The organism is Motilimonas sp. 1_MG-2023 (genome assembly GCF_030547455.1).
Lineage (GTDB): Bacteria > Pseudomonadota > Gammaproteobacteria > Enterobacterales > CBDFNC01 > Motilimonas.
Genome location: NZ_JAUOPX010000044.1, coordinates 17,405 through 38,835, shown reverse-complemented (window position 1 = coordinate 38,835; position 21,431 = coordinate 17,405). Strand labels below are relative to the sequence as shown.

The 21,431-nt window shown below is 44.0% G+C and carries 19 protein-coding genes and 1 riboswitch; of the genes, 9 read left to right on the top strand and 10 right to left on the bottom strand.

The window, feature by feature from the left end:
- Positions 1–277: 277 nt before the first annotated feature.
- The 6 genes from thiH to thiC form a co-directional block, all read right to left on the bottom strand.
- Positions 278–1,393 carry a 2-iminoacetate synthase ThiH gene (gene thiH / locus Q4519_RS18030; RefSeq protein WP_303514679.1) on the bottom strand — a complete coding sequence of 372 codons (1,116 nt, stop codon included), beginning with the start codon at positions 1,391–1,393 and terminating at the stop codon, positions 278–280.
- The gene (locus Q4519_RS18025) at positions 1,390–2,157 is read right to left on the bottom strand and encodes a thiazole synthase (RefSeq protein ID WP_303514677.1); all 768 of its coding nucleotides are present in this window, start codon (positions 2,155–2,157) and stop codon (positions 1,390–1,392) included. The genes thiH and Q4519_RS18025 overlap by 4 nt, the downstream gene beginning before the upstream one ends.
- 2 nt (positions 2,158–2,159) lie before the next feature.
- Positions 2,160–2,369 carry a sulfur carrier protein ThiS gene (gene thiS / locus Q4519_RS18020; RefSeq protein WP_303514675.1) on the bottom strand — a complete coding sequence of 70 codons (210 nt, stop codon included), beginning with the start codon at positions 2,367–2,369 and terminating at the stop codon, positions 2,160–2,162.
- Positions 2,362–3,114 carry a molybdopterin-synthase adenylyltransferase MoeB gene (locus tag Q4519_RS18015; protein ID WP_232803923.1) on the bottom strand — a complete coding sequence of 251 codons (753 nt, stop codon included), beginning with the start codon at positions 3,112–3,114 and terminating at the stop codon, positions 2,362–2,364. Before Q4519_RS18015 ends, thiS begins: the two co-directional genes overlap by 8 nt.
- A 4-nt stretch (positions 3,115–3,118) precedes the next feature.
- Positions 3,119–4,636: a thiamine phosphate synthase gene (gene thiE / locus Q4519_RS18010; RefSeq protein ID WP_232803919.1), complete on the bottom strand. Its 1,518-nt coding sequence runs from the start codon at positions 4,634–4,636 to the stop codon at positions 3,119–3,121.
- Positions 4,637–4,722: 86 nt separating this feature from the next.
- Positions 4,723–6,651 carry a phosphomethylpyrimidine synthase ThiC gene (gene thiC / locus Q4519_RS18005; protein ID WP_303514673.1) on the bottom strand — a complete coding sequence of 643 codons (1,929 nt, stop codon included), beginning with the start codon at positions 6,649–6,651 and terminating at the stop codon, positions 4,723–4,725.
- A 98-nt stretch (positions 6,652–6,749) separates the two neighbouring features.
- Positions 6,750–6,844, bottom strand: a riboswitch (TPP riboswitch).
- 260 nt (positions 6,845–7,104) lie between these two features.
- On the opposite strand from thiC, the gene Q4519_RS18000 reads away from it, so the two are divergent.
- Positions 7,105–7,284, top strand: coding sequence for a DUF1289 domain-containing protein (locus Q4519_RS18000; protein WP_303514670.1), 180 nt, complete (start codon positions 7,105–7,107; stop codon positions 7,282–7,284).
- Here the strand turns inward: Q4519_RS18000 and Q4519_RS17995 are convergent.
- Positions 7,266–8,951, bottom strand: coding sequence for an ATP-binding protein (locus Q4519_RS17995; protein ID WP_232803916.1), 1,686 nt, complete (start codon positions 8,949–8,951; stop codon positions 7,266–7,268). The two genes, Q4519_RS18000 and Q4519_RS17995, sit on opposite strands and share 19 nt — an antisense overlap.
- Positions 8,952–9,027: 76 nt before the next feature.
- A complete protein-coding gene (locus Q4519_RS17990; RefSeq protein ID WP_232803915.1) occupies positions 9,028–9,948 on the bottom strand; it encodes a 1,4-dihydroxy-2-naphthoate polyprenyltransferase in 921 nt (306 codons plus the stop codon).
- 195 nt (positions 9,949–10,143) lie between these two features.
- On the opposite strand from Q4519_RS17990, the gene Q4519_RS17985 reads away from it, so the two are divergent.
- The 7 genes from Q4519_RS17985 to Q4519_RS17955 all read left to right on the top strand — a co-directional run bounded on the left by Q4519_RS17985 (position 10,144) and on the right by Q4519_RS17955 (position 18,002).
- Complete coding sequence (locus tag Q4519_RS17985) at positions 10,144–11,424, top strand: isochorismate synthase MenF (RefSeq protein ID WP_232803914.1); 1,281 nt, start codon at positions 10,144–10,146, stop codon at positions 11,422–11,424.
- A 28-nt stretch (positions 11,425–11,452) separates the two neighbouring features.
- Positions 11,453–13,201 (top strand): 2-succinyl-5-enolpyruvyl-6-hydroxy-3-cyclohexene-1-carboxylic-acid synthase, encoded by a 1,749-nt coding sequence (menD, locus tag Q4519_RS17980; RefSeq protein WP_303514669.1) that lies wholly within the window; start codon positions 11,453–11,455, stop codon positions 13,199–13,201.
- Entirely contained in the window at positions 13,201–14,004 is an 804-nt protein-coding gene (gene menH / locus Q4519_RS17975; protein ID WP_303514667.1) for a 2-succinyl-6-hydroxy-2,4-cyclohexadiene-1-carboxylate synthase, read from the top strand. The genes menD and menH overlap by 1 nt, the downstream gene beginning before the upstream one ends.
- 38 nt (positions 14,005–14,042) lie before the next feature.
- Complete coding sequence (gene menB / locus Q4519_RS17970) at positions 14,043–14,885, top strand: 1,4-dihydroxy-2-naphthoyl-CoA synthase (protein WP_232803911.1); 843 nt, start codon at positions 14,043–14,045, stop codon at positions 14,883–14,885.
- Between the two features lie 6 nt (positions 14,886–14,891).
- On the top strand, positions 14,892–15,830 hold the full coding sequence (menC, locus tag Q4519_RS17965; RefSeq protein WP_303514664.1) for an o-succinylbenzoate synthase: 939 nt from the start codon (positions 14,892–14,894) through the stop codon (positions 15,828–15,830).
- Positions 15,818–17,209: an AMP-binding protein gene (locus Q4519_RS17960; protein ID WP_303514662.1), complete on the top strand. Its 1,392-nt coding sequence runs from the start codon at positions 15,818–15,820 to the stop codon at positions 17,207–17,209. The genes menC and Q4519_RS17960 overlap by 13 nt, the downstream gene beginning before the upstream one ends.
- A 433-nt stretch (positions 17,210–17,642) precedes the next feature.
- Positions 17,643–18,002 (top strand): hypothetical protein, encoded by a 360-nt coding sequence (locus tag Q4519_RS17955; protein WP_232803908.1) that lies wholly within the window; start codon positions 17,643–17,645, stop codon positions 18,000–18,002.
- Positions 18,003–18,858: 856 nt separating this feature from the next.
- Here Q4519_RS17955 and Q4519_RS17950 read toward each other — a convergent pair.
- Both Q4519_RS17950 and Q4519_RS17945 read right to left on the bottom strand, forming a co-directional pair.
- On the bottom strand, positions 18,859–19,794 hold the full coding sequence (locus tag Q4519_RS17950; RefSeq protein WP_303514659.1) for a metallophosphoesterase: 936 nt from the start codon (positions 19,792–19,794) through the stop codon (positions 18,859–18,861).
- A 121-nt stretch (positions 19,795–19,915) separates the two neighbouring features.
- Positions 19,916–20,191, bottom strand: coding sequence for a hypothetical protein (locus Q4519_RS17945; protein ID WP_232803905.1), 276 nt, complete (start codon positions 20,189–20,191; stop codon positions 19,916–19,918).
- 331 nt (positions 20,192–20,522) lie between these two features.
- On the opposite strand from Q4519_RS17945, the gene Q4519_RS17940 reads away from it, so the two are divergent.
- Entirely contained in the window at positions 20,523–21,350 is an 828-nt protein-coding gene (locus Q4519_RS17940) for an HDOD domain-containing protein (RefSeq protein WP_303514656.1), read from the top strand.
- Positions 21,351–21,431 lie beyond the last annotated feature (81 nt).

The following is a 21,431-nucleotide window of genomic DNA, read 5'->3' as shown; positions in this document are numbered from 1 at the left end:
TTCTTAACCACCTGATGTTGCGTTGCGCCTTGCGCTGTGCCGTCTCAGTGGTTGCGCATTATAGGGAGATTCGATTTTGGTGCAAGGCTTTTTTAACGAAAAATTGTAATTAAATTACACTCACAAGTTGCACTCAAGTTATCCACAACTTACACAGAAAAACCACCTTAATTTGATTGAATATCAACCGCTCCTGACACGAGTTCAATAAAAAAGACCTTGGCAACGTATTGCACAAGGTCTGCTATCGGTAGTGACGGATGGGCACAAATCGTAATTATTGACTGAGACTGGGATCCCAATCTTTCCATACCACCTCATAACCTTTGGCTTTCACCATATCCGCTACTACCGCAGGTGTGCGATCATCGGATATTTCAAATTGCTCCAAAGCTTTTTCAGCCGTTTCAGCATAACCACCCGGTTGTGTGCTTGAGCCCGCACTCATAGTCGTAATGCCTAGCGGAATGACATGATTGCGAAAATGTTCCGATTCTCGAGTCGACAACGACAATTCAACTTCGGGGCTAAATAAACGATAAGCGCAGATTAACTGGACCAACTGTTTATCTGTCATGATCGATTTAGGTTGAAAGCCCCCTTCACAAGGACGTAATCGAGGAAACGAAAGGGTATAACGCGTTTGCCAATAATGTTTTTCTAGATAAGCTAAGTGAGACGCGACATAAAAACAATCGGTGCGCCATTCTTCTAAGCCAATCAAACTGCCAACACCTATTTTATGCACGCCAGCGCGGCCTAAGCGATCAGCTGTTTCCAAACGGTACCAAAAATCAGACTTTTTACCTTTGAGATGATGTTCGGCATAGGTCACTGGGTTATAAGTTTCTTGATAGACCAGTACCGCATCCAATCCTAGCTCGATCAACTCTTCGTATTCATCTTGATCGAGTGGCTGCACTTCAATCGTAATATGTGAAAAATATTGTCTGATCAGCGGGAATGCCTGACGAAAATAATCCATGCCCACTTTCTTTTCCGATTCGCCTGTCACCAGCAAGATATGATCAAAGCCCATTTTCTTAATGGCTTTCAGCTCCGCTTCTAACTGCACCATGTCTAATGTAGTGCGGCGAATTTTATTGCCCATCGAAAAACCACAATAAGTACAAATGTTGCTGCACATATTCGAGAGGTATAAAGGAATATAAAACTGCACCGTCTTACCAAAGCGCTGCTGCGTCAATGCCATCGATTTTTGCGCCATCTGCTCAAGATACGGTTCGGCGGCAGGCGATATCAGCGCTTTAAAATCTTCCGTGTTCAAACGTGGTTTAGACAATGCGCGCTCAACATCTTTAGCAGTCTTACTATATATAGAAAGGCGTACATCATCCCAATTAAGGGCTTTTAACTGCTCGGCGAAGCTCATGCTTCCTCCAAGAAAGCTGTTAACGGGCTTGATGCCACAGCTTGTTGTACTTGACCTGCCAATCCCGCTTCATATGCCATGCGGCCCGACTGTACTGCCAAGGCAAAAGCTCGGCTCATAGCAACAGGGTTGCGCGCCACTGCTATCGCGGTATTAACTAGCACAGCATCTGCGCCAAGCTCCATCGCGAGAGCGGCATGACTTGGACTGCCGATCCCCGCATCGACAATCACTGGAACATTAGCTTGTTCAATAATGATCTCTAAGAAATCTTGGGTGCGAATACCTTTATTGGATCCAATCGGCGCGCCTAATGGCATCACAGCGGCGCAGCCAACGTCTTCAAGTCGCTTACATAAAACAGGATCCGCATGCACATAAGGCAAAACCACAAACCCTTCAAGCGCTAACGCTTCTGCGGCTTTCAAGGTTTCAATCGGATCCGGTAGCAAATACTTAGGATCAGGATGAATTTCTAATTTCACCCAATTGGTTTGCAATGCTTCTCGGGCTAGCTTAGCAGCAAATACCGCTTCTTTAGCAGTGCGAGCACCAGATGTATTGGGTAATAAGTTCATGCCATTAGCAATCAATGGCGCTAAAATATCGTCGTCACGATTTTTCATATCCACGCGCTTAAGCGCCATCGTGACCAGCTGCGAGCCAGATGCAGCCAATGCATCAACCATACTTTGCTTATCAGAAAACTTCCCCGTTCCTGTAAATAGGCGGGAGCTAAAAGTTTTATCGGCAATTGTTAACATTATTAGCCTCCTGCGATGGCTTGAAACAAGGAAATATCGTCATCTTGCTGTAGTAAATGTTCAGACCACTCGCTACGACTAATAATCGCCTGATTAATGGCCAGCGCCATGCCCTGCTCGGCATGGCCTAAAGTCGTCAATAGATCCAAAACACTGGTTTGCGGCTCAACCTGATGCGGCTGACCGTTAATTGTTATTGTGATTTCATTCATGGGCACTGCATACCGGACAAGCCGGATCTCGAGAAATAGCAAAACTTTGCCAGTTAAGGGTGAGACCATCGAACAGCTTTAGCTGATTGTTGATCCCGCTCGGCAATCCCACTAGGTATTTGATGGCTTCCAAGGCTTGTAATGAGCCAATGGTACCGACTATCGGGCCTAGCACTCCCGAATTGGAACAGTTGAGCGTCTGCTCTTGCGTTGAAGGAAACAAACAGTGGTAACACGCGCTATCAGGCTGACTAAAGTCAAACATCATTAACTGGCCCTCCAAGCGAATGCCAGCGCCAACGATAAGCGGCTTTTTAGCTTGGCAACACACTTGACTAATTAAATGGCGACTGGAGAGATTATCGGTGCAATCGAGCACTAAATCAGCCATCGCCACTTCCATCGCTAATTGCTTCGCATCCATTTTCTTTTTAATGCCACGAATACGGACTTCACAATTCAGTCCAGCTAAACGTGCTTTAGCGGCATCCACCTTATGCAGTCCCACTTGGCTGGCATCGTAACTAATTTGGCGTTGTAAATTAGATACATCCAATTCATCAAAGTCTGCCAACACTAAGTTACCCACGCCAGCTGCAGCTAAATACATAGAAGCTGGCGCGCCTAAACCGCCCATTCCCATAATCAACACTTTAGCTTGCTTTAATTTCAGCTGACCCGCTTCACCAACGTTACTGAGCAGTAAATGGCGACTGTATCTTAAGGTTTCCGCATCCGAGAGCATCAATTTAGGACTCCATCACCGCATTAAACTCATCGACAACCGCTTGGGGATCATCGGCCAGCGTAATCGCCGTAACAACTGCGATACTACCAACACCGGTTTGCCAAACGAGTGGCGCGCGCTCAAGATTAATCCCACCAATAGCCACAGTGGGAATATCATTCATTAATGCAGCGTACTTTTCTAACCGAATTAAACCTTGCGGCCGTGATGGCATGTCTTTGGTTTGAGTCGGGAAAATATGGCCTAACGCGATATAACTTGGCTTGAGTTTTTTTGCGCGCAGCATTTCATAATAACCATGGGTACTTAAACCCAAGCGTAAACCAGCCCGACTAATTTGTGGCAACACCGCATCATTTAGGTCTTCTTGACCTAAATGTACGCCGTATGCGCCATGCTTGATGGCCAGTTGCCAATAATCATTAATGAACATACGCGCTTGGTACTGTTTCCCCAACGCGATGGCCGCGATCACATCCGCTTCCACTTCGTCATCAGTTTTGTCTTTAATGCGCAGTTGCAGTGTTTTTATACCCATATCAAGTAGCTTTTGACACCACTCAACCGAGTCTACCACCGGATACAAACCTAACTTGTCAGTATCACAACTGGCAAACCCTTGGCCTTCCGCTAACTCACCTTGTAAATTAAGCAAGCGGCCTAACTCAGAGCCGGGTAAAATCACATCAGGAAAATGCTTAGGATCGGTAGGCCAGCCTAAGTGTGCCACCGGACCAGGTCCTTTGCCTTTACTCGAAGCGGCTTTTAAACCTTGGTTTAGATACGCTTTCGCTAACACCAAAGCGTCTTCAATTGGGTAATCTAATGCCAGCACAGTAGCAATGGCTGACGATAAACTGCAGCCCGTGCCATGACTATGAGGACTATCGATACGTGTCGTGCCAAGCACAATTTCACGCTCGCCATTGGTCCAAAAATCCATGCACACGTCATCAACTAACTCAAGATGGCCGCCCTTAATTAAGATACTGCCGCAACCTTTGTCCAATAATACTTGGGCACTGCGGCGAATATCATGACTAGAAGTAATAATCACTTTAGTCAGGATTTCAAGTTCATCAGCATTAGGAGTCAGTAAATCAATGAAAGGCAGTAGGGTATCCAACACAGCTTGCTGTAAGCCTACCTGTGCCATGTTCGCACCACTGGAAGCAACAGCGATCGGGTCGTAAATAACATAAGGCTTAACGTCTAGCTCAGCTAAAAATTTCGCTAAAATCTCTACTTGGCTAACTGTTGTCAACAACCCTACTTTTATTACATCCGCGGGCATATCTTCAGCTAATGAATCTAGTTGGCTTAAAAACATCCCATCAGAAACCGATTCAACTAAGCGTACCGCTACAGAGTTTTGTGCGGTAACAGCGCTGATAACGCTACATCCATAACCACCTAAGGCATTAATAGTATGCAGATCCGCTTGGATCCCAGCACCACCACCCGAATCACTCCCCGCTATTGTCCAAACAATGGGCGTAAAATCTGAGATTTTGTCCATTCTATTTCTCCACCAGCAAAAGCCTGCATTAAAACCATCCATCACAGCATAAGCGGCGATAGATGGTTTTCATTTAACTCAAAGAATTAAACTTGAGGCTGATATATTTCAGCGCCCTTTTCAATAAATTCTTCTGATTTCTGCTTCATGCCTTCTTCTGGCGAGATAGTCACGACTTCATCAAGTAACTTAATTTGGATATCGCCCGACTCTAATTTCGCCGCATAATCACGTACATCTTGAGTGATCTTCATGGAACAGAATTTAGGACCGCACATAGAGCAGAAATGCGCCACTTTGCCAGACTCTTGTGGCAAGGTTTCATCATGGTACGCGCGTGCGGTATCAGGGTCTAAACCAAGGTTAAACTGATCTTCCCAGCGGAATTCAAAACGAGCTTTGGATAAGGCATTATCGCGAATTTGTGCGCCTGGATGACCTTTAGCTAAATCAGCCGCGTGAGCCGCTAGCTTGTATGTCACTAAGCCAGTTTTTACGTCATCTTTATTTGGTAAGCCTAAATGCTCTTTTGGTGTCACATAACACAACATAGCACAACCATACCAACCGATTTGTGCAGCGCCGATACCCGAAGTGATATGGTCATAACCCGGTGCGATATCGGTAGTTAATGGACCTAAGGTATAGAAAGGCGCTTCATGACACACATCTAACTGCTTATCCATATTCTCTTTGATCATTTGCATCGGCACGTGACCTGGGCCTTCGATCATCACCTGAACATCGTATTCCCACGCAAGCTTAGTCAGCTCACCTAAGGTTTCCAGTTCCGAGAATTGCGCTTCATCGTTAGCATCCGCCACCGAGCCTGGACGTAGGCCGTCACCTAATGAAAGGGCAACATCATATTGCGCACAGATTTCACAAATTTCACGGAAGTGTTCGTAAGCAAAGTTTTCTTTATGGTATGTCAAACACCACTTCGCCATGATTGAACCACCACGCGATACAATACCGGTCAGACGTTTTGCTGTCATCGGTACATAACGCAGTAATACACCGGCGTGGATCGTAAAGTAGTCAACCCCTTGTTCCGCTTGCTCAATCAGAGTATCACGGAAAATTTCCCAGTTAAGGTCTTCCGCCACGCCGTTTACTTTTTCTAGGGCTTGATAGATAGGCACAGTACCAATTGGCACTGGCGAGTTACGTAAAATCCACTCACGAGTTTCATGAATGTAACGACCAGTTGATAAGTCCATTACCGTATCGCCGCCCCAACGAGTCGACCATACTAATTTTTCCACCTCTTCTTCAATGGATGAAGACACCGACGAGTTACCAATGTTTGAATTAACTTTCACCAAGAAATTACGACCAATGATCATTGGCTCAGACTCGGGGTGGTTAATGTTTGACGGAATAATAGCGCGGCCTTCGGCGACTTCTTTGCGCACAAACTCAGGCGTAATATTCTCAGGCAGGTTCGCGCCAAAGTTCTCACCTTTATGTTGGAACTTCAGTAAATCGCTGCGTACACGCTCACGCCCCATGTTTTCACGAATAGCGATGTACTCCATTTCAGGCGTGATAATACCTTGACGCGCATAATGCATTTGCGTGACATTTTTACCCGCTTTCGCGCGTAATGGCTTAGGTAAATGCTCAAAACGGATATGATCTAGCCCTTCGTCAGCCATACGTTGTTGGCTGAATTGTGAGGTTAATCCCTCTAATTCTTCGGTATCGTTACGATCTAAAATCCATTGTTGGCGTAGCTTAGGTAAGCCTTTGTGGACATCAATATCAACATTAGGATCGGTGTAAGGACCAGACGCATCGTAAACCGGAATAGGTTCATTGGATTCAAATTGTGGATTTTCTTCAGTACCGCCAATAAAGGTATCGGCTTGATGAATTTGGCGCATTGCCACCTTCACGCCCGGTAATGTCCCTTCGATAAAGATTTTTTCTGAATTTGGGAAAGACTCGTTGCCGAGGTTTTGAATGTATTCTTGAGCCGCTTTACGCGCTTCTCTTCTGCTGATAGCCATAAGCAATTTTCACCTTGATTCCAGTTAAGTGTGATGAATTGCTTGCCGAGAGGTGGAAGTATAAACCTATATTAGATCTGTTTTTTAAAGGTTTAGCCTTGTTCCCTTCGTAGGTCTTAACCCAATCAGGTTCCACGGATCCTGCAATTGCAGTCTCAGCCGCAAGGAAAAACTCCCTTTGGCACTCCGACAAGAACCCGCAGTATAATCAACCCATCAACGAAACTAAAGGGCGAAGTAGATAAATAACTATTCCTTAAATTAGGGGATCAGAATACTGAGTTTATAATGGATGACTTTATGCACTGATCCATTGAACAAATATCTCTGTTCAGAGCATTTTCGGATTGATTAAAAGATGTTCGGGATCTCGCCCTATACACGCCAATGGTGAGTGAGTACATAAAATAAGCTAAAGTTACCCTATTGGAGCAGTTTTAGAGGACGTCACAGATGAATAGTTTTGAAATAAAATCCCCCTGTGTACGTAATTGTTGTCTTAATGAGCAAGATATCTGCTTAGGTTGCCATCGCAGCCTAGATGAAATAATTGCTTGGCATGATAGTGATAACGAGGAAAAGGAAAAAATTTTAAAGCAGGCGAAACAACGCCGTTACAAGTTGGGCAAATAGATATCAAACTTTAAACCACCTCGCTCAGGCAAACTGGCCCTAATCTCCCCAGACATTTTCTGGGAGATCAAATTATAAACCTGATTTAAACCGAGCCCAGCTCCAACTTGCCTTGCCGTGGTATAAAATGGCTCAAAGATTAACTTTAAATCACTTTCAGCAACACCTTTACCGGTATCAGAATAATGAATAACAATCCCCTGCTCAGCAGCTTCAGCAGTGATGTTAATCTCACCGCCCTGCCCTTCGTTAAAGCCATGCTGCACCGAGTTAAGTAATAAATTCAGCACCACTTGCACTAAAGCGCCCGAATAGTTACGTACAGCAAGATCAAACGAAATCTCATTTTTTACGGTAATAGGTTTATTTTTTAGCTCGTGGTGATAGCTCAGCAAAATATTTTTTACCACATTATGGGGATGCAAAATGACTAAGTTGTCGGACGTTTGATCCACAGCTAGCGCCTTAAAGCTCTTCACTAAATTGGCTGCTCGGTCTAAATTATGCTCAATAAGATCAATGCTTTCTTTAGAAGTATCAGCCACATATTGTAAGGCTGACTTCTTAATGCTACCTGTTGCCATCATGTCACAAAGCTGCTGGGTTGTTTCCCGCAGCAGAGATGCTGCCGTAATCGACACACCAAGGGGGGTGTTAATTTCATGAGCCACCCCTGAAACAAGGTTACCTAAAGACGCAATTTTTTCAGCTTCCACTAGCTTCTCTTGCGTGTCCATTAATTGCTTTATTTTCTGCTCTAATTCTAAAGTGCGTTTAGCTATAATTAATTCAAGCTCTTCATTCATTTTTTTCAGCCTGAACTCAGCACGTTTTTTAATGATCACATGGCTTAACACCGAACCTAACAAACCAAATATTTCTCTTATATGAGGCGTTAATGCACGGTGGTGAATGAGGTTATCTGCAGCTAAGAAGCCAATGGGTTTTTCTTTATCCCACAAGGTCACCATGGCTTGCCAGCCTTTACCTACTTTCTTACCAAAATGAACAAGATCTTGGTCTTGGTACACAGTGACGTAATCACGTCGGGTGATGGCTTCAAGCACAATAGAGAAATGACTTAAAGGCTTTTTATAATCGCGTTCATCAACAACATGACCGAACTCATCAGTACCAAAAGTACCCACCATATTTTTCTTTTCATCAAGTAGGAATAAAGCGATACGTTCAATTTCAAGCTTGGCTAGAGAAAGCTCAATGGTACGACGGTAAAGTTCATCCATATCATTGCTATTACTTAGCTCAACAGAGATCTTGTGTAAATTCTTAAGTAGCTCTTTAAAGCGGTTGGTTGATTGTTCGGTACCAAAAACAGATTTAGTTGCCTCGACCGAGTGAGACTCATCGCGAATAATATATAAGACATTTTCAGAGTCAGGATGAACGTAGCGCTCAAGTACCACAAGAAAGTTCGCCGCATCACGATTTTTAGCTTGGCAAAAGCAAGCTGGAATATTCGATACATCAACATCGATTAAGTCGGTAAAAGTTAACTCAGTGATCTCTTCAGCACTGTAACCAAACATATTGCATAGGGCTTGATTGGCTTCTATCACTTTACTGCCATGATCGCACAGTAAAATACCATCGGTACTTTTTTGGTAATGCTCAATTAAAAGATTATGTAGCGACGTATTTTCCAACATAGTAACAACCATCTAGTTCCTATTAACTAAATGAAGATTAGACTATTTTTCTTTATAATGCCGGATCTGGTTAAACCTATGGCGATGTCATAACCCAACCTAAAGCTAATAAACAGCAGTAACCAAAGCTAGCGAGTGCGGTTTGTTTCAAAGCGCCGTTTAAACGTTCACCATCTTGACAAAGTTGCAAAGTACGAGCGGCTTGCATCAATGGCCAAAGCGCTAACAAAAATAAATAATTAAAACTGCTAAAAGGTAATTGCCATTGATAAAGTAAGGTACTGCTCACCGCCCCAGCTAACAGCCACCACTGATAACGACAGGCCTGTGTGCGCCCTAAACGTAGCGCTAAAGTGTGTTTACCGGCTTGCTTGTCGGTGTCGATATCTCGGGTATTGTTGATATTAAGTACCGCCGTCGCTAACAAACCACAACTTACCGCAGGTAAAATCAAAACTGCATGCAAGGCTAAGCCATATAAGTAAAAGCTACCTAACACCCCCAATAAACCAAAAAATATAAACACCGACAGATCGCCTAATCCCATATAGCCATATGGGTGCTTACCCATGGTATAAGTCACCGCGGCCAAAATAGACAATAAGCCCAGCCCAACAAAAACCAACATCTGCTGCCAATGATCCGCAAACACATAATTTAATAAAATAAGCCCAGATGCGACCGCCAGTATCGTCGTTAAACCGATCGCGGTTTTCATTTGCTGCTGCGTTACAAGACCGGTTTGCATCGTGCGTTGTGGGCCAATACGCTGCTCGTTGTCGGCACCTGTAACGGCATCGCCGTAGTCATTCGCCAAATTAGAAATGATTTGCAATAAAATTGCCGTGCTCAAACACAAAATAAGAATCCAAGGGTTAAATACCTGATGCTGCCATGCTAACCCAGCAGCCAGAACAATCGAAGCGCAGGCGAGAGGCAACGTGCGAGGGCGAATAGCAGGCAACCAAATAGAAAACCATGATTTTTTTTGAGTCAAAATACTAATACCTAATTAAATCTCTTAATGCGTTTGCATCTATATCCAAGCACCGATAAGGCTGCATTTTCTCTAAGTTTCAGTTAAATTAGCAAGCCTTTATGTTCAAACACCGTTGAAATGATGATTTCAGGCGCTACAGACGTAGTTTGGACTTACCCCTTAAGTTGCTTTACCAGCCTTTGCGAAATATTGATGTCAGCTTTTAATGCCTTAAAACACGCCTTACTTAAACTCAAACAGCCCGAAGGCGTTTTCCTGAGTTTGAGTTTTTCATTACCTAGTGTTTCTTTACTTGGCTGGCTCAAAGCCCAAACCCACTATCCACAAATTTATTTAAGTGATAAAGACGATCAAGGTGAAGTCGCGGCGATTGGCAAAGCTTGGTACACAGATCAAGCCGAGCTGCCAGAAAACATCAATAAAGCAAGACTTTACGGTGGCATGGGCTTTTCAAACCATGCAACTTGGCCCGATTTTCCACACTGCCGATTTGTATTGCCGCGTTTGGAAATTCGTCGCCAAGGCAGAGTCACTAAGCTAGTTTGTAACCTATATTGGGCCACATCTGATTTTGCTAGCCAAGTAAACATAACCCTAGCATTACTGGACTCACTTAACCCAGCTGAAACTTTAACGAGACAGTCTATCCATATCTTGCAGCGGCAAGACACGCCAAATAAGCAGGATTGGCGTAACTTAGTAGAACAAGTAACCGATGAGCAATTTCAGCAACACACTGCTAAGGTGGTGCTGTCCCGTCGAACTCAATTAACCAGCTCAAACAGCGTAGATCACTACGCACTATTGCACCAATGGCAAATGGTTAATCCTAACTGTTTTCAATTTATGTTTTCGTTTACGCCCGATTCACACTTTATCGGCTGTACGCCTGAGCGTTTGTATCTACGTAGCGGGGCACGTCTAACCACAGAATCACTCGCTGGCACCATGCCACGAGGCATCTCCTCTGAAGAAGATGAAAAACTGAGCCACACCCTACTCCATGACCACAAAATAAAGCATGAAAATCAATTAGTGCTTGATGATATTTTAGCGCAGCTCAGCAAGGTCAGTTTAGATATTGGACTTGATAAAGTGAGCATATTAAAACTCAACCAACTACAACACCTCAAGCAACGTATTCACGCCTATTTAAAACCAGACGCCAGCGACCACGATTTACTTAATGCGCTGCACCCAACCCCCGCTGTGGGTGGCACACCAAGAAAGTCAGCGCTCGCATTTATCAAACAAAATGAGCCCTATTCTAGAGGCTGGTACGCAGGCGCCATTGGTGTTTTAAGTCAACAACAAAGCCAATTTGCGGTAGCTATTCGCAGCGCCTTGATCCAACATAATCAAATTACATTATTTGCCGGTGCAGGAATAGTTAAAGGCTCAGATCCCGCGCTAGAATGGCAAGAGTTAGAGCATAAAATAGCGACGCCCTTGTCACTATTCAAACTAAACTAACTCAGTTGTTTAACCATAAGAGGCTCCTATGAAACATACTACCGCTAGCAACATTAGTCTTTTATGGGCACAGTTAATTATTGAAAGTTTGTACCGCGGTGGCATCAATCAGGTTTTCATGGCACCGGGGTCTCGTTCAACGCCACTGACTTTAGCCGCCCATGAACATCACGGCATTACCTTACACAGCCACTTTGATGAGCGCGGTTTAGGTTATTGCGCGCTCGGTGCAGCCAAGGCGCAGCAAGCGCCAGTGGCGATCATTACCACATCAGGCACAGCGGTGGCTAACTTATATCCGGCCGTCATTGAGGCCAAGCTCACTGGCGCACCATTAATAATTTTATCCGCAGATCGCCCCACCGAACTATTACAATGCAGTGCTAACCAAGCTATCGATCAAGTGGGCATATTTGCTTCTCATGTGGTGACATCGGTTAATTTAGCACCAGCTGGCACTGAAATTAACGCTAACTATTTACTAGCACAAATTGGCCAAGCCTTATATTTGCAACAGCAACAAGCAGGACCCATTCACATTAACTGCCCTTTCCGTGAGCCGTTTTACCCGAAAGAAAAAAGCCAAGACCTACGTCATTACTTAGCGTCTATTAACCCTTGGTTACGCAGTGAATCGCCGTACATTAATAAATCCGTTCCGCCAAGCAAGTTACTACCAATTGATAATTGGCCTGAATTACAGACTAAAAAAGGGCTAATTATTGCGGGTCAATTAGCCAATACTGAACAAGCTTATGAAATAGCCAGCTTTGCTCAAGCCTTAGGTTGGCCATTGTTAATGGACATTCAATCCAGTGGCAAAGGGCACCCTTGGTCGTTACATTACTATGATCAGCTACTGCATCACCCTGATTTTTACGCCGCCCTCAACCAAGTTGAACTTATCATTCAATTTGGCTGCCGATTGGTATCAAAACGCTTACAGCAGTTTTTACAAGCTAGTTCGGCTCAATTTATTGGCGTGCAAAGCCAGGCAGACTTGATGGACCCAAGCCATGGCATGGGTAGCTACTTTCACATCGACCCCGTTACTTGGCTCACAGCCCATCCCGTTGCGCAACATCACCCTTGGGCGGCGCACCTTTACCAAGCGGATGCTGAAATCAGTCAGCTTATCGCTGCTCAGTCACATGAATTATCAGAGTTTTCGGTCGCGCACGGCTTATCACGTTTAGTTCCTGACAACAGTGCTTTATTTATTGGTAATAGTTTACCGGTACGGCTAATGGATATGTTTGCCGAGGCAAATTCAAAACAGCAACAAATATTCACTAATCGCGGAGCCAGTGGCATTGATGGCTTACTTGCCAGTGCCATAGGGGTTAGCAAAATATTAGATCATCGCCCCGTCACTTTACTGCTTGGCGACACGTCCTTGCTTCATGACCTCAACTCTATGGCCCTGTTAAAACAGCTTAAAAACCCATTTGTTGTGATAGTGCTCAATAATGATGGCGGCAGTATTTTCAACCTTTTACCATTACCCGATGATCAACAAACTGCCCGTGAATGCTACCAACTGCCACACGGCTTAAACTTTGCCAATGCTGCGGCTATGTTTGGCGTTAATTACATGCAACCAAAAGAGCAACAAGAGTTTGAACTAGATTACACCTCGGCCTTAATTGAGCCAGGTGCGACCTTGATTGAAATAACTGTTCCAGCCAAAGCCAGTAGTGAAATGATCAGCACTATCGCCGCGCAAATAAAACAACTTGATTTCGCTTACTTGCTCCAGCCCGACTTAAGCGCCTAATGAAGACAAATTTACCCCTGGCTTGCCAATATCAACTGCAACACGAAAGCACGCCAGTGCTATTTATTCATGGCTTTTTAGGCAGCGGTCAAGACTGGCAACAAGTTATTGCCCATCTCGCCCCAGAGCAAAACTGGATAACCATTGATCTCCCTGGCCACGGTGACAGCCAAAATGTCACCTTATCGGCACCACAAGCATTTCAGCAATGCTGCCAACTTATCCAGCAATGCTTACAAGCATTAGCGGTCACCCGTTGCCATCTAGTTGGTTACTCACTCGGCGGCCGCATAGCGTTGCACTATTTACAAATGTACCCAAGCCAAGTTTGCCAGTTAATTGTAGAATCGGCTCACACTGGGTTGATTCAAGAAAATGAAAAAGCGGCCCGTATTAGCCATGATAAAAACTGGGCGCAGCGCTTTACCACCGAACCTCTTAATCAAGTATTGCTCGATTGGTATCTGCAAGCTGTGTTTGCAGATTTATCTGAACAACAAAGACAAAAACTTTGTCAGCTGCGTAGCCATAACAACGGTAAAGCCTTAGGAAAAATGTTGTTAGCAACGTCACTCGGCAAACAAGAAAACCTATGCCATGTCATTTCTGAGGCAATTTGCCCTGTTAGTTATTTTGTTGCCGAGCAGGATCTAAAATTTACGCAGCTGGCCAACATCTTAAAAAAAACAACCCCACAGCTAAATAAAGTCTTTTTTACTGAGGCGGGTCATAATATTCACTTTGCCAAGCCAATAGAATACGCTAATCAGATAAGTCGCCTTATACTCGATAAACTCCCATAAGCGATACTTTTTTATTTTTGACCCATTCAAGGCTGGTTATGACAACTTCGCAAATAAAGCCCGCATTAGCGTGGCAAGATTTTTCTCAAGATTACCAAGACATTCTTTTCCATAAAGCCGATGGCATCGCCAAAATCACCATAAACCGCCCACAAGTGCGCAATGCATTTCGTCCACTTACGGTAAAAGAAATGATTCATGCGTTAAACGAAGCCCGTTACGACGATCAAATTGGCGTGATTATTCTTACCGGTCAGGGCGACTTGGCCTTTTGCTCAGGCGGCGACCAAAAAGTACGCGGTGATTCAGGTTACCAAGACGAATCCGGCGTACATCACTTAAACGTACTGGACTTTCAACGTCAAATTCGCACTTGTCCAAAACCTGTGGTGGCGATGGTGGCGGGCTATGCAGTAGGTGGTGGACACGTATTACATATGATGGCTGACTTAACCATCGCCGCCGAAAATGCTCAATTTGGCCAAACTGGCCCCAAAGTGGGCTCATTTGACGGCGGCTGGGGAGCAAGCTATATGGCGCGCATTGTCGGCCAGAAAAAAGCCCGTGAAATTTGGTTTTTATGCCGTATGTATAACGCCCAAGAGGCGGTTGAAATGGGCTTAGTGAATACCGTGGTGCCACTTGAGCAACTAGAACTTGAAACCGTGCAATGGTGTAAAGAAATGCTGCAAAACAGCCCAATGGCGTTGCGTTGCCTAAAAGCGGCCCTAAACGCAGACTGTGACGGTCAAGCAGGCTTACAAGAGCTAGCTGGTAATGCCACCATGTTGTTCTATATGACCGAAGAAGGGCAAGAAGGTCGCAATGCGTTTAACGAAAAGCGTCCGCCAAACTTTGAAAAATTTGGCCGCAATCCGTAACTGCACATGAGTATGCTACGCGATATTGCAATTTACCGTACCTCATTGGCCTTTAAACGACCAATGACATTTGCGCAGCATACTCTTAACGACCGAGATATCGCACTTGTTAAGGCCTTTAACATTGAGTTAAACCGCGAAGTGAGGGCCGAAATAGCACCGCTTCCCGGCTTTAGCCCTGAAAGCTTAGAGCAAGCCATCGCTGAAATAATAACAGCTGTAAAAACGGGGCAGCTTAAACATCAATTTCACTGCGCCAGTAGCGCTTTTGCTTGGGATTGCTTACATCAAGGTATCACGCCTAGTCAGGTTTCGGCCGATGTTCCTTTATTACAAGGCAGCATTGAACAGATACACACACAATACCTCAGCCTCAAGCACCCAACACAAATCAAACTTAAAGTGGCTCGTCTTGCCCCAAACATAGAGCTGGATATTATTCACACACTGGTCAAACTTAACCCGCAACTGCAAATTCGCCTCGATGCTAATCAAGGCTGGGATCGCGGACAAGGGGCTGCATTTGTCAGCCAGCTGCCAAAAAATAATATTGTATTTATCGAAGAGCCCTGCGCAATATTAAGCGACAGCTTGTACCTTGCAGAGCGATATCAATTGCCAATCGCACTTGATGAACAGCTGCAACAGCCAATGTGGCCGTTAGCAGCTTTCAGTCATCAAGCGATTACCGCTTTTATCATTAAACCTATGCTAGTAGGCAGTTTTAAACGTATTGAACAACTATTAGCGTTAGCTAAACAACAGCAAAAACGTGCGATCCTTAGCTGCGCATTTGAAAGCCAATATGGACTTAGTGTGCTGGCGACTCTGGCGGGCAAATGGACCCCCAACGAAGCTCCTGGGTTAGATACCAAAAAATATTTTTGCGATAAGCAAAACCATACATTGAACACTTCAGAAATGGAGCAAGTATGGCCGAAGTGATGCCTTGTCCGATACAGCAACACGCAAGCAATCAAGGGGATGCAATTGCCATTTACCTTTCACATGATGGTACCAAGCTCAGCTACGAGGAGCTTGATAATAAAATATCAGCCATATCGTTAAGCCAAGTTCCGCAAGGGGAGGTACTTGCGGTGATCCATGACGATGCGCTGATCTTACTAATCATGATGTTTGCTTGCTTGCGCCAACGTATTATTTTTTGTCCGCTTAATCCAATCTTTAGCCAAAAAGAGCTACAACAGCGCTGCAGACAAGCTGGAATAAAATATTACTTTGCGCCAACTCCGGTTGCGCTAGCGGGTATAACACGCATTGATATTCACCAGTCAAATCCAAATAATAAGCAAGCCTTAATCAGCTTAGCGCAAGCAAGTACTCTAGTGTTTACTTCGGGTAGCAGTGGCGAGGCTAAAGCCGCACAACATAGCTTAAGTAACCATTATTACAGCGCGTTGGGTTCACAAACCTTAATTCCGTTTCACGCCAAAGACTGCTGGCTACTCAGCCTACCGCTGTTTCATATTGGCGGCATCGCATTAGTCTTTCGCGCATTTTTTGTCGGCGGTAGCATTGCTTTGGGTAGCAAAGTGATAGCTAAAGACCTAACACACTATCCCATTACTCACGCTTCCCTTGTGCCCACTCAGGCTTACCGTTTACTGCAGCAACCGGCTATATTCACGAATAATCAACTGCGTTATGTCTTAGTTGGCGGAGCAGCATTAGATAACAACCTTATAAAACAACTAGCTAATAGCCCGTTTAGATGTTTTGCCAGTTACGGCCTAACCGAGATGAGCTCGCAAGTGGCCAGTATTGAATTAACACCGTCCAGCCAACAGCCGCTGCAATACCAATTATTACCCGATCGCGAAGTAGAAATAAGTAAAGGTGAAATCATATTAAAGGGAGCCTGTTTGTTTATGGGCTATCGACAATTAGGTCGCTTAATTGCCGTTGACCAAGGTCTTGGTTTTGCTAGTAAAGACCTAGGTGCGAGAACAGCTGAGCACCTCTCTATCCATGGCCGCAAAGATAATATGTTTATTTCGGGTGGTGAAAACGTACAGCCAGAACAAATAGAACAAGTCTTACTGGGCCTGCCATATATCAAGAGCCTAATAATAGTGCCCGTTCGCAACACAGAGTTTGGTCAAATTGCCGCCGCTTTTGTTGATTGGATAGGAGCACCACAGCCAAGACAACTACAGCTGGACAGTAAACAACTGCTCGCTCCTTGGCAAAGACCAAAGCATATTTTGCCTTGGTCACAATGGCAGGGGTTAAAACCAAATAGAAAAAAACTACAACAACAGGCCACACAACTCGCAGTTGAGGATGCTGGCAAGCATAATTAACCAGTGTAATACTTAGAACTATCGCAGCCAGATAAAGCATGTTTACGGCAAACTTTCGCTTTCAGGGATAAAAACGCTACAGGTATAGCAATAGCGCCATAGCTTTCCGGCACTGGCAGGAAACAGGAATTTCTTTGCGGGCTATCACGTTTTTCCTGCCGCTCATCTTACCTATCAACAAATTGTCACTCTTAAATTGCGCTTTTCTCTTTCTCAGCTAAAACTATACCTGTCAACTTAGAACGTAGCTCGTTTAACTATCAAAAATAGCTTACTCAAATAAGCAAAAAAGAGCTGGATGTCGTCATATTGACATAAATATTCTGTAGCCTACTGAGCTATTAGATGGGTCAAATCTCAAATCATATTTCAAGCTAGATGCCATTAGATGCGGCTAGTTGTTAACTTATTAAAGCAAAATTTTGGAGATACAATGAACGACATTCATAAGTTAGAGATTTTACCTGGTGCTCAAGCTCTCGCCTCTGTAGCCGCTTTCCAAAACACTCTAAGCTCTGATTTAACACATTATCGTACACAATTAATTGCCCTTCATAACACCATGAAAAGCAGTGGTTTCAGCGTCCCTGTTGACGCAGCTGAATGGGTTCGTGAACGCGGACGTGATTATTTACACAATCCAAAACTTTTTGAAAATGCACCTTTAACTTACGTATGCACGCTACTAAGCGAACTATTCAAGACTAAAAGCATTGATGACATTTGTAAAACTATCGAACCAGCAACCCTAAACACACTGCTGGCTCGCTTAAACAGCTTCAAATTACACTAAAATATATATCTACACCCATTCTTTGGCCGATTTTTATCGGCCTTTTTTTTGGCTATCCATAAGTAAGCCTCACAACTACTTATTAGGTAGGAGTCAGAGACGAACGGAATGTTTCGTATCAAAGGTAACTTAGAAAAACAAATGTGCTGATGATCACACAACAAGTGGCGATAAAGTCATTACATTGTCATGATGAATTGTCAAAATCAGCAGACGAACTGGGGATAATAGCGATAAATGGTAACCCTATTTCAAAAATCAAAAATATTTGTGAGATATTAGCCATAGCAAGCGTAAGCTATTCTCTTTTTATTTATCAGATAACCCTACTATCTACCACCGAAAAAACAGAAGCCAAAACAAAATAAATCATTAATAACAACACCTTAACAACATCAACATAAACAACATATAGGTTTTCCCTTATTTTTTTTATTTTTAGCTTGCTCAGCCTCATGCAAAATCACTTATATTTAGTCCCGCAAGGAAGCAACGAGACACGGACAGGATGTTTGGTCTCAATGTCAGATAGGATATCTGGCAATCAGGAAGATGAATGGACACGCTACAGGAAGTAGCATAAAGGACACCTCCAGGATGGAGACAGAAAACGAATCAGGATGATTTGTTAGGCTAGGATGGCCAAATAAAGGACAACTCACAGGACGTGAGAAACGGATAAACCTAGGGATCAGGTAATAAGTCAGGGAGCGCAGGGAGCACCTTACATCACGGAATATGATGTTTTGACTATAAGGGACGACACTTTCGAGTGTCGTCCCATTTTTTTAGCTGCAATTTACACTCATTAGCCAGAGTCTTGGATAAGCCCCCTTTTTAAACTCCATCACATCACTTAAGGCATACCAACTTCTGACTCACCAACCTGTACAAAATTCATTGCATCCGCTTCAGCTTCAAATGACCAGCGATAGGCTGTTAACTTAGCATCACCACTGTAATCAGTACAAACCACCTGACGACATTGCGGCCGAGGGGTCCCTCTTAACCAATAGTGGCCGATAAACACAAGACGTGAAACAGCAAAACTTTGCAGTGGCTGGATAATAGGCTGTGCGGGTATTTTGTCTTCTTCTCCCTCAGGTACGATCGCAAGCTCTCGATAACTAAGCGGATTTTGTAGCCACCAGCGAGCACGAATATCGTTACGTTGATGACCATGTTTATCATTGAAAACATAGCCCTGAGGTAAGGTTATTTCGGGTCCTTTCAATAACTGCTCAACTACCTGAAATTGCCAACTACCACGTTTCGTTGCGCTGACGTACAATTTATCAGGCAGGCTGTTATCAGCATTGAGCTCGGGCCTTATTTGCTCTATTAAGTCATTAGACCATGCCGCATGAATAAAAGCGGCGCCATCAAGTTCAAGAAATAAAGGCAAGGTTTTTAACCAACTAATCGTTTCTTTATAAGCAATAGGATCATCTGCATATTCAGCTAAAAAAGCCTTATGTTGCACTCGATTTTTACTGGTATGGGGACGTAAAAACCGCTTAGCGTCTTTGGGATCCGGGGTAGCAAAGGCTACGGCATTAAACTCGTGATTACCTAAAATAACTTGAGCGCTACCCGCCGCAACCATATTCCGAACAATAGCTAAGGTCGCTCGCTGATCGGGACCATAATCAATAATATCACCAATAAAAATAGCTTGGCGTGAAGCATGACAATAAGCCTCGCCTTGGATTTCATAACCAAGACGTTGCAGTAAAGTGACTAACTGTTTAGCACGGCCGTGGACATCGCCAATGACATCATATCCTTGCACCCTAACTCCTTGCTTTATTATTTATCGCTAAGCCAACGACTCTGCCAATATAGCGTAAATATTTATATTTTTTCTTTCATCTTGCTTGGTCTTTTTTCCCGATTGAAACGCTCGCTCCGACTTAGCTACTTTTTTCTAACCAGCGAAACCAAACCCGCTCTTGTTTAACATCTTCAAACTGCTGTAATTGTCGCTGCAGTTCATTATTAACACTTTTTATATCCAGTAAGTCTTGCTGTTGCTGTAAAGAGAGCTGTACTAATTGATATATGACGTCAGACTTATGAGAAAAAAGGTGTTGAATTAACTGCGCAGACTGAGGATCGAAATCAGCACTTGATTGGTGTCGAATTTTATCTGCAATAGCTATGATGGCGCGAGCTTGATCAGGCTTCATATCCAGCTCCAAGCTGTATAGAAGCAAGCTTACCTAATGGCAAGCGCCGGAAGTAGAGAGTAAATAGCACCATGGTCACTCCAGATATAGAGAACGGCAACCATGCCTAGATAAAGACTCCTGTCGACAAACGCACTAAGAATAGTCTAATTAATGAATAAATTTCCAGCCTTAGTGATAAATGAATCGATAATAGCGATTTATTTGTGCCGTTAAACGCACATTATGCGGAATTAGTGAAACAGATCAAGCTTGCAAACATAGTCGCAGGCAATAGCATCCTGCTATGATTCTAGTTGATATTATTTTTCTCCAAGCAGGAATCCGCGCAATGCAATTAAACGAAGTATTTTCCAAACTAAAACAACTCCCAGTCGTGCCCGCTCTACTGGCCGAGCTAATGGAAAGCTTTGGTGACGATAATGCGCGTATCGATGTACTCGCTAAAAAAATAGCGATGGACCAATCTTTAAGTGCAAAAGTAATAAAGATGGCTAACTCGGCTGCCTATCGCCGCGGCAAAGAAGTGACATCAATAGAGCAAGCAGTTATTCGTTTAGGCTTTAACACCATGCGTAGTATTGTTATTGCATCCGGAATAAGTAGCGCTTTTCCTGCCACGCCTGGTTTTGACAAAAATAAATTTTGGTCCGACACGTTTCGCGTAGCAACCATAGCGAAAGCCCTCGCCAAGCACACCACTGTAGAGCCTGAAACCGCCTTTACCTGTGCCATGATGCACAATATCGGCGAAATCTTACTGCAATCCAGCTTGCCAGAAGAAATGGCACTCGTAAACATGTCAATGAACCAAGGTGCAAGCCGTATTGAGGCTGAGCGTGAAGTCTTAGGATTTGACTACAGCCAGGTAGGTGTAGAGCTAGCTCGACGCTGGAATTTTTCAGCAACCTTCATTAATGCCATTGAACAACAGCTTGATCCATTATCATTTGAAGAGGTGTCGGCCGAAGCAATTTTGATCCGGTTATCGGTATTTGTAAACTTTGCTTGGAATGCAGGCGTGCCAGCTGCAGCGATTGTTGGACGTTTCCCAAAAGCGTTAGCGGAGCATTTGAGTATCAACCCTGAATCACTGGCGTCACAACTTGATGAATTGCAGCATCAAGGTAATGAATTGGCCATGTCACTCGGTCACTAAACTGATTAACCCGACCGCCCTCATTCAACGCACAACTGATGACAGTAACATTTCGTTTTCAAGGAAGAAAACGCCAGTGAA